This window comes from Mycobacterium sp. IDUB_37, from assembly GCF_055419245.1.
Genome location: NZ_JBVAXG010000010.1, coordinates 250851 through 259527, shown reverse-complemented (window position 1 = coordinate 259527; position 8677 = coordinate 250851). Strand labels below are relative to the sequence as shown.

Sequence of the window (8677 nt, the reverse complement as noted above, 5' to 3'; positions counted from 1 at the left end):
GACCGGCGGCAACGGCGCCCTGGCCACCCCCGGCGGCAACAACGGCGGCAACGCCGGCAACGGCGGCGACGGCGGCACCGGCGGCAAAGCCGGCACCGGCCCCTTCGCCCCCACCGGCCAAGACGGTGACGGCGGTAACGCCGGTAACGGCGGAATCGGCGGGAACGGGTCCGCGGCCACCACAGATGGGGCCGCTGGTGGGTCGGGCGGCAACGGCGGCATTGGTGGCAGCGGCGGAGCGGCCAGCGGTGTAGGCGCCACCGCCGGCAAGGGCGGCGACGGTGGCGGCGGCGGCGCCGGGGCCAAGGGCGGTGACGGCGTGTTGACTACCGGCGGTACCGGCGGTGACGGCGGTAGCGGCGGAGCTGGTGGAGCCGGCGGCACAGGCACCAACGGCGCCAACGGCGGCCTAGCCGGCGATGGCGGCGAGGGTGGTGCCGCCGGAGATGGCGGCGCCGGGCCCACCGGCGTCGGCGGAATCAAGATCGCGGGCCAAGGCGGGGACGGGGGCCGAGGCGGCGACGCTGGCGCCGGCGGCAACGTGGTCGGCACCGGAACCAACGGCACCGGCGGTCAAGGCGGTGGCGGCGGCGCCGGCGGCGACGGCGGCGCCATCGATTCGATTGCGGACAACGTCTACAGCGGCGGTGGCGGTGGCGGCGGCGCTGGCGGCAAAGGTGGCAACGTCGGTGTCGGGGGCGTTGGCGGTGTTGGTGGCACCGGCGGCGACGGCGGCAACGGCGGCAACGGCGGCACCGCTCAAAACTCCAATCCCCCTTCTTCCAATGCGGCAGGCAGCACCGGTGGCGGCGGTGGGAGCGGTGTCGACGCGACCGGAGGCAACGGCGGATCAGGGGGAGCCGGCGGCGGAGGTGGCGGAGGCGGCTTTGCGACGAGCAATGGCGGCTCGAAGGGCGAGGCGGTAGGTGGCGGTGGCGGCGGAGGCGGCGGAGCCGGATCCACCGCAGGGAGCGCCGGCAACGGCGGCGCCGGAGGCAATACCGTCGCCACTGTCGGCGTCGGCGCCGTAGCCGGTGCGGGTGGCCCCGGCGGTTCGGCCGGCAACGGTAGCGGCGGCGGTGGCGGTGGCGGCAGCATCGCCAACACTGCTGATGGCACCGGTAACGGTGGCCCCGGAGTCGGTAGCGCCTTCGGCAGCGGTGCCAACAACGACACTTTCGGCAACGACGGAGGCGCTGGCGGCACAGTCGGCAACGGCGGCACTGGCGGCAGCGGCGTCAACGGCATAAACGACGGCAGCAACGGAATGTCCGTCTAAAGACAGGGTGCTCGCGGGCCACGCTGTCGCTGGTCCTGCGGAGCTTGCCGTTGCAGCGATGGCCGCACCCATCGACGGGCGCTGCATCGGTGCCCGCGATCCCCGTGGAGTACGGATGTCATCCTCGGCGCTACGACAACGATCTGCCCGAGGGCGGTCGGTTGCGGTGGCACCAAGCCAATGCCCGGTCAGGTCACCCCAGACCAGGCACGATATCGCCAAGGCTGAAGGTTTGCGGCTGTTCGAGTTGCTCGTAGGTGCAGGAGCGCGGGTCGCGATCGGGTCGCCACCGGTTGAATTGGGCAGTGTGGCGGAAGCGTTGACCTTCCATATGGTCGTAGCGGACCTCGACGACTCGCTCCGGCTGCAGCGGCACGAAGGAAAGGTCCTTGCCTGCGTTCCAGCGTGAGCCCTCGTTCTTGCGGGGGGTGCGTTCGCCTGCCTCATGAGCCGCCCAATTCCACGGGTGACCATCGAAACTCGTTACCAGCGGCTGCATCTCAGCGAAGAGCCGCCGCCGTTCGGCCATTGGGAAGGCGCCGATCACACCGACCGAAGCGAGTTGGCCGTCTTCTTGGTAGAGCCCGAGCAGCAGGGAGCCGATGGCGTCACTGCCGGACTTGTGGACCCGGTAGCCGGCGACCACGCAGTCGGCGGTCCGCTCGGGCTTGATCTTGAACATGACGCGCTTGTCCGGCTGGTAGGTGATGGTCAGCGGCTTGGCGATCAAGCCGTCCAGTCCAGCGCCCTCGAATTCCTCGAACCATTGCTGCGCAAGGGTCTGATCAGTGGTTGCGGGCGTGACGTGAATTGAGGGTCCGGAGCCTTGCAGGGCATCGACTAGCGCGGCGCGCCGCTCGCTGAAGGGGCGTTTGGTGTAGTCGTCGTCGCCCAATGCCAGCAGGTCGAACGCGATGAAGGATGCCGGCGTTTTTTCGGCGAGCATCCGGACCCGTGAGTCGGCCGGGTGGATGCGTTGTTGCAGCGCCTCGAAATCCAGGCCGTGATCGGTGGCGATAACTATTTCGCCGTCGATCACGCAGCGCTGCGGCAGCTCGGCTTTGATCGCCTCGACCAGTTCCGGGAAGTAGCGGGTTAATGGCCGCTCGTTGCGGCTGCCCAGCTCGACCTCGTCAACGTCCCGAAAGCAGATTGAGCGGAATCCGTCCCATTTGGGCTCGTATGAGGCGCCGGGCGGGATCGATCGAACCGATTTGGCAAGCATCGGCGACACCGGCGGCAGCACAGGTAGGTCCATCAGCTCATTGTGTCGCCTCGGCGATCAACGGGTTCGCGCCGTGCGCCGAGTCGTCGCTGGGCGTGAGCCCCTCGCCGACTGAAAAGCGCCTGCGTACGATCCATCTCTCGTTAACGAGGGCATATGGTGTAGGCGGTTCGTTTGCGAAATGCAGGTCGCAAGGAGGCAGGTAGGAAGGCATGCAGCCGTCTCGACAGACCGACACCTACCGTGATGCCATTCCCGCCGACGTCCGCGCCAAAGTCATGCCGGCGGTGCTCGACGAACTGGCCCGCTGGGGTGTCGAGCGGTTCAGCATCGAAGCCCTCGCCGAGCGCCACCATCTCGACCCCGCGATGATTTATAAGTACTGGCGCGATCGGCAGCACCTGATGGTCGACGCCGCCGTCGGCGATCCCGAAGCTTTGCGGGCGGCCACCGACACCGGCTCGTTCCAGGGCGACCTTCTCGCACTCGCCCGCAACATCGCTGCGGACATCAACACGAAAGTGGGCCGCACCTTTAATCGGGCATTGGTGATGGACGGTCGCGGCTACCACGACAACGAGACGCGGACGCTGTTTTGGGAGCAGCGATTCGGCATCCTGCGTTCGATCGTGGATCGGGCGAGGGAGCGCGACGAGGTGCGCGACCATGTCAACACGCTGGTCGGAGTCCAACTCGTCACGGCGCCGCTCTACATTCGCAGCCTTTACTCCGAAGATCTCATCGACGACGCCTACTGCTTAATAGTCGCCGACATGGCATGGCACGCGATGCGGAAGGAATGACGGCGAGACACCTTTAGGATGTCGTGATGCTGCAAGTATCTGCACTATTCGTTTCGCGCTCCGCCGCGTTCGACGAATTCGGCGCGATCAACGCCATGAGCATTCCGATGGCCTGGTTTCACGTCGACCAAATGCCGTTGTGGGCAAAGGTTCCGGTTGTTCTGGTAGTGCACGCGCGCGCCGGTGGCGACTACGATCCCGAGCTCCATGTCGTCTGCAAAGACCCGTCCGGGAAGCCGGTCGGATCATTGAGGGCAGCGTGGCACTGGCCCGACGAGGGCAATCTACCCTCCAAATACCGGTGCTTCACTCAAGAACTTTCCTTCCCGATTGAAACGGAAGGCGAGTACACCATCGGCGCCTATTACGACGCCGGCGGCAAAATCGAACTGGCGGCTCCCATACCCGTTTCGATCCTGTTAGCCGAGGCGGGCGCAGCCGAGAGTGACAGCGACGAAGACTTGGTCAGTGCGCCCGTCGACAACGTCGAATAACCCCGCGCCCCGATTGGAGTCAACGCTGTGAGTTCGTCTCGAGTCTCGTCCGACTCCCACAGTGCGACCGTGTATTTCCGGCTGCCGACACCGCTAAGCTGTCGTGATGCATGTAGCCGCATTGCTAGTGGCGGGAACCGCCAACATAGATGACTCCGCGATCGACGCCACGCGTCTACCGACAACCAGCTATGAGGTCGAACAGCTTCCTCGGTGGTTGACGGTTCCACTGGTCATGGTGGTGCACGCGCCTTCCGGCGGGGACTTCGACCCGGAGTTGTTCATCGTCTGCAAAGACCCCGGCGGGACGGTTCGCGGAACCGTTCGCTCGGCTTGGCAATGGCCGGACGACGGCGGCAGGCCCTCCAAGTACCGTTGTTTTACTCCCCAACTTTCGTTCGCGGTCGAGGCCACGGGTGAATACACCATTGGCGTCTACCACGACGCCGAGGCCACCCGCGCAGTCGACGCACCGGTTCCGCTGCAGATCAACCTGGCCGGTGGACGTCAAGGGCGCAGAAACAGCTAGCCCACTGGTCGCGACCCGCTGCACCCGGGTACGCCGCGCTTGCGATCGCGATTAGACCGCAACGGTCAATGCTGACAACCCGCGCAGCGTGACGTTCGGCTTATACAGCGGCTCACTTGCCAACCGTGCATGCGGGAAGCGGGCTGTCAGCGCCGCCAGGGCTGCACCGGCTTCCAAGCGTGCCAACGGTGCACCCAGGCAGTAGTGCGCTCCGCGGCCAAAACCTAAGTGGCGCAACGCTGCACGGTCCGGGTCGAACACATCGGGTCGGTCGAATTCGGCGGGATCACGGTGGGCGGCAGCCAGCAGTAGCAGCATCATGTCGCCGCTGGCCACGTCGGTGTCCCCGATTGTCATGTCGCGGCGGGCAATTCGGCTGAGTTGTTGTACCGGCGGGTCGTAGCGCAGCGTTTCCTCGACCACGACCGGTGCACGCGACGGATCGGCGCCCAGCGCGGCCCAATGCCGCTCATCACGCAACATCGCCAGGATGGCGTTGCCGATCAGGTTCACTGTGGTCTCATGGCCGGCAACCAACAGCAACACGCAGGTAGAGACGATCTCCTCCTCGGTCAGCTGATCACCGGACTCGTTCACGGCAACCAATGCCGAGAGCAGGTCGGCATCCGGGTGCGACCGGCGCCGCTCGATCAAACCGTGCAGGTAGTCGCGTAGCCCCGCACCAGCAGCTAGCGAGTCATCCGTGTCGTCGGCCTCGTCCCCGATGAAGAATGGATCCAACGACTTCGCCAGCACCGCCGACGCCTGGCTGAACTGCGGCTCGTCCTCGAGCGGCACACCCAGCAATCGACAGATCACCGCGACCGGCAGCGGATAGGCGAAGTCGTCGACCACATCAAAGCTGCCTTGCTGGGCGATCTGGTCGAGCAGCCCCGCAACTATCGCGTCGATTTCGGGCTGCAGCGCTGCGACCACCTTCGGCGCAAACGCCTTGCTGACCAGCCTGCGCAGTCGGGTGTGGTCGGGTGGATCGAGAAATAGGAAGCTCGGCGGCACTTCCCGGCGCGCTGACGGGTCTGCCGCGGTCATCTCCTGCGACATCGTCGAGTTGAGCTGATCGCTACTCGAGGAAGAGTGCCGCAACACCTCGTCGCAATCCCGGTAGGTCGAGAACAGGACGATGTTGCTGCTTGGCAGCACCAATGGCACGCGGTCACGCAACTCGGCACACACCGGATACGGATTGGGCCGGCTTACCGGATCAAGCAGTCGCACCAGCAATGCCTGCGATTCGGCTTGCCAGGCAGGGTCGGTGGGCGCTGTGGTCATGCTCGCCATTCTGCCTGCGCGACTGAGTGAACCGGGGTGGCGGACGTCACACTTCCGCGTACCATCGGCCTGATGGCGCTGCGTCGGGTTTGCCGGTTGGGAATTGTTGTCCTGGTTCTGGCCGCCAGCCTGCTGGTGGCATCTCCGAGCTATGCATGCGCATGTGGCGCGGCGATCGCACCGATTGGTTCGAGCGCGACCATGAATCGTGAAGTTGCGCTGGTGCATTGGGACGGGACCACCGAGACGATCGTCATGCAACTCGCGATGAGTGCTTCCACCGACAACGTCGCACTGGTGGTGCCGACGCCCACCCCTGCGTCGGTCGCAGCCGCCGACAAGGCCACCTTCACCGAACTGGACCAACTGACCGCGCCACTCATCCAGCATCGCCGGCAGTGGAAACTGGGGCTCTTCCTCTCGGCCGGAGCGAGCAACGAGGGAGCGCGCGCACCGGCAGGCGCCCGGGGTCCAGACGTGGTCAATCAGGTGCGCCTCGGCCCACTGGAGGCGACCACACTGGCCGGCGGCGATCTCCCAGGCTTGCAGAAGTGGTTGGTGGACAACGGATACGCCATCAAGCCGACAGTGTTGGAGGCACTCAACCCGTATGTGCGGGACGGTTGGGCTTTCGTCGCGTTGCGACTGACGAGCACCGCGCCGATCGTGGGTGGGCTCGATCCGGTGCGGCTGACCTTCCAATCGCCGAACCTGGTGTATCCCATGCGACTTTCCGTCGCCGCGACGTCCGCGCAACACGTTTCGGTGTTCACGCTGTCCGATCACCGGCAGCAGCGCACCGACGCCGACAGATCGTCGCAGACCACCAAAGTTCAGTTCGCCGGAAACATCGCCGGGATTGTTCAGGACCCGCTGCTGCGCGAACTGACCGGCAATCACGGCTCGTATCTGACCGAGACTCAAGTCGATATCACTCAAACATCCGGCATCACTTCGGATTTCATATTCGGCAATGCCGCCAATGATGATGCCTACCGGCAGGTCAAGATCGTCAACGACGACGTCATGATCCCACTGGAACTCGTTGCGGTGGGCGCAGTGTTGACCCTCGTTGCGGCGGGTGTGCTGCTGACCGTGATCCTGCGCCGGTCTCGTCGCCGCAGGTTTAGGCGCTCAGGGACCTTCGGCTGATCGTGCCACATCCGGGTGGGCCATCAGTCGATCGAGGAAAACACGCTGGCCCTTCAGTAGTTTCGTGCGTGCCTGCACCACCGGAAGCCACTCGACGCGATCGACTTCGGGGAATTCCCGTAGCTTGCCCGATCCGCGCGGCCACTCCATTTCGAAGGTGTTGCTCCGCGTCTCGGTGATGTCGAGGTCCGCGCGAATAGCGAAGGCAGTGACCACTTTTCCGCTTGGCTGCTTCACCGGGCCGAAGTCGATGCGCGTGCCGTCCGGCACCGGCAGCCCGAGTTCTTCGGCGAACTCGCGTTGCGCGGCCGCCCACGCGTCGTCTCCTTCGGCATACTCACCCTTCGGGATCGACCAGGCGCCTTCGTCTTTGCGGGCCCAAAACGGACCGCCCGGATGAACGATCAGGACGTCGACGGTACCGGCGCGCTCCCGGTACAACAGCACGCCCGCACTGAGTTTGGGCATGAGGCTCAGATCCCGACAGCCCGCTCCAGGTCTTTCAGCGACGTCTCCAGGTGCGTGAGAAGTCGCTGCAGGTGCGGCACGCTACGACGACAACCGACCAGGCCGAAGTCGAGATTGTCGCCACTGTTGACCAACGTGATGTTCAGCGCCTGCCCGTCCGGGATGTTGGACAACGGGTAGCTGCCGTCGAGTCGCGCTCCGCCGTAGTACCGGGGAGCCCCGCCACCGGGCACATTCGAGATCACGATGTTGAATGGCGGCGGCACCGCGGAGAGGAACCCCGGCACTCCGGCCAACGTCAGCGGCGCCATGTTCAACGCCGACAACGCCATCACCTGATAGGACGGCAATTCCGCGAGCACCTTCTTGTTGCGTCGCATCGACTCGCCGATGATCTCGATGCGCTTGGCCGGGTCCTCGACGTTGGTGGCCAAGTTGCACAGAATGCTGCCGACCTTGTTTCCGCCGCTGTCGGCGTCGGCTTCTGAGCGCAAGCTCACCGGCACCATTGCGACCAGCGGAGTGTCCGGCAATGCATCCTGCTCGAGTAGGTAGTAGCGCAAGGCACCGGCGCACATTGCCAACACGGCATCATTGACCGTCACGCCGGTTGCCTTCTTGACGGCCTTGATGCGGTCCAGCGACCAGGACTGGCCGGCGCATCTGCGGGCTCCGCCGACCTTGACGTTCAGCATCGTGTGCGGCGCCACGAACGGCAGCGTCAACTGCTGCTCGAACAACGCGGCGCGGGCCAGCTTCAATGTCGAAGGTGCCACTCCCGCAATCCCTTTCACGGAGGATCCGGCCAGCTTCAGCAGTGTGTTCAGCGGGTTCGAGCTGTCTTCGTCGGGCTGGGGCCGCGGCGCGCGTGGCGGCTTGGGCAGGTTCCACATCGCCCGGATCCGGGTGTCTTCGGGGTCGCTCGACATTGTGCGCTGCATCAGCTTTACCGCAGACACACCGTCGACGAGGGCGTGGTGAATCTTGGTGTAGAGAGCGAAGCGGCCGTCGTTGAGTCCCTCCACGACGTGCAATTCCCACAGCGGGCGGTGCCGGTCCAGCAGGGTGGAGTGCAGCCTCGAAGTCAACTCGAGCAGATCGCGGACACGGCCCGGCGACGGCAAAGCCGACCGCCGGACGTGGTAGTCGATGTCGACCTCGTCGTCATAGGTCCACGCCAGCTGCGAGATACCCCCGCCGATCGTCGCAGGGTGCTTACGGAACGTCGGCTGAAACTCGTCGTTGGCAACCAGCCCTTCATAGAACTCGCGGACGAATTCCGGGCCGGCCCCTTCGGGCGGCTGGAACAACGACAAGCCTCCGACATGCATAGGATGCTCCCGCGATTCGGTCAACAGAAACATCGAGTCGGTGGGCATCATCAGTTCCATCCCGCTATTACACCGCGCGGTTTCTCACGGCGATAGGCTCGCCTCC

At 65.2% G+C, this 8677-nt stretch carries 8 protein-coding genes and 1 pseudogene; 5 read left to right on the top strand and 4 right to left on the bottom strand.

Annotated elements, in window-relative coordinates; genetic code table 11:
* Window positions 1-1279, top strand: a pseudogene (locus tag ACZY1I_RS27375) (PE family protein); the annotation flags it as partial.
* A 193-nt stretch (window positions 1280-1472) separates the two neighbouring features.
* Here ACZY1I_RS27375 and ACZY1I_RS27370 read toward each other — a convergent pair.
* Window positions 1473-2537 (bottom strand): ATP-dependent DNA ligase, encoded by a 1065-nt coding sequence (locus ACZY1I_RS27370; RefSeq protein WP_463759890.1) that lies wholly within the window; start codon window positions 2535-2537, stop codon window positions 1473-1475.
* Window positions 2538-2716: 179 nt separating this feature from the next.
* Here ACZY1I_RS27370 and ACZY1I_RS27365 point away from each other — a divergent pair, with 179 nt between their 5' ends.
* The 3 genes from ACZY1I_RS27365 to ACZY1I_RS27355 all read left to right on the top strand — a co-directional run bounded on the left by ACZY1I_RS27365 (window position 2717) and on the right by ACZY1I_RS27355 (window position 4330).
* A complete protein-coding gene (locus tag ACZY1I_RS27365) occupies window positions 2717-3307 on the top strand; it encodes a TetR-like C-terminal domain-containing protein (RefSeq protein ID WP_463759888.1) in 591 nt (196 codons plus the stop codon).
* A 26-nt stretch (window positions 3308-3333) separates the two neighbouring features.
* A complete protein-coding gene (locus ACZY1I_RS27360) occupies window positions 3334-3801 on the top strand; it encodes a hypothetical protein (RefSeq protein ID WP_463759886.1) in 468 nt (155 codons plus the stop codon).
* A gap of 106 nt (window positions 3802-3907) precedes the next feature.
* A complete protein-coding gene (locus tag ACZY1I_RS27355) occupies window positions 3908-4330 on the top strand; it encodes a hypothetical protein (RefSeq protein ID WP_463759883.1) in 423 nt (140 codons plus the stop codon).
* Window positions 4331-4381: 51 nt separating this feature from the next.
* On the opposite strand, the gene ACZY1I_RS27350 is transcribed toward ACZY1I_RS27355, so the two are convergent.
* On the bottom strand, window positions 4382-5620 hold the full coding sequence (locus ACZY1I_RS27350; RefSeq protein WP_463759881.1) for a cytochrome P450: 1239 nt from the start codon (window positions 5618-5620) through the stop codon (window positions 4382-4384).
* Between the two features lie 72 nt (window positions 5621-5692).
* On the opposite strand from ACZY1I_RS27350, the gene ACZY1I_RS27345 reads away from it, so the two are divergent.
* Window positions 5693-6772 carry a DUF2330 domain-containing protein gene (locus ACZY1I_RS27345; RefSeq protein WP_463759879.1) on the top strand — a complete coding sequence of 360 codons (1080 nt, stop codon included), beginning with the start codon at window positions 5693-5695 and terminating at the stop codon, window positions 6770-6772.
* Here the strand turns inward: ACZY1I_RS27345 and ACZY1I_RS27340 are convergent.
* Both ACZY1I_RS27340 and ACZY1I_RS27335 read right to left on the bottom strand, forming a co-directional pair.
* A complete protein-coding gene (locus ACZY1I_RS27340; RefSeq protein WP_463759877.1) occupies window positions 6755-7240 on the bottom strand; it encodes an NUDIX hydrolase in 486 nt (161 codons plus the stop codon). The two genes, ACZY1I_RS27345 and ACZY1I_RS27340, sit on opposite strands and share 18 nt — an antisense overlap.
* Window positions 7241-7245: 5 nt before the next feature.
* Window positions 7246-8631, bottom strand: a complete 1386-nt coding sequence (locus ACZY1I_RS27335) for a WS/DGAT/MGAT family O-acyltransferase (protein WP_463759874.1) — start codon at window positions 8629-8631, stop codon at window positions 7246-7248.
* Window positions 8632-8677: the final 46 nt, after the last annotated feature.

Bases quoted from the DNA above. Each gene is read 5' to 3' on its own strand.
- ACZY1I_RS27345 (WP_463759879.1), top strand. From the start codon at position 5,693: ATGGCGCTGCGTCGGGTTTGCCGGTTGGGAATTGTTGTCCTGGTTCTG.
- ACZY1I_RS27370 (WP_463759890.1), bottom strand. From the start codon at position 2,537: ATGGACCTACCTGTGCTGCCGCCGGTGTCGCCGATGCTTGCCAAATCG.
- ACZY1I_RS27365 (WP_463759888.1), top strand. From the start codon at position 2,717: ATGCAGCCGTCTCGACAGACCGACACCTACCGTGATGCCATTCCCGCC.
- ACZY1I_RS27360 (WP_463759886.1), top strand. From the start codon at position 3,334: ATGCTGCAAGTATCTGCACTATTCGTTTCGCGCTCCGCCGCGTTCGAC.
- ACZY1I_RS27340 (WP_463759877.1), bottom strand. From the start codon at position 7,240: ATGCCCAAACTCAGTGCGGGCGTGCTGTTGTACCGGGAGCGCGCCGGT.
- ACZY1I_RS27355 (WP_463759883.1), top strand. From the start codon at position 3,908: ATGCATGTAGCCGCATTGCTAGTGGCGGGAACCGCCAACATAGATGAC.
- ACZY1I_RS27350 (WP_463759881.1), bottom strand. From the start codon at position 5,620: ATGACCACAGCGCCCACCGACCCTGCCTGGCAAGCCGAATCGCAGGCA.
- ACZY1I_RS27335 (WP_463759874.1), bottom strand. From the start codon at position 8,631: ATGGAACTGATGATGCCCACCGACTCGATGTTTCTGTTGACCGAATCG.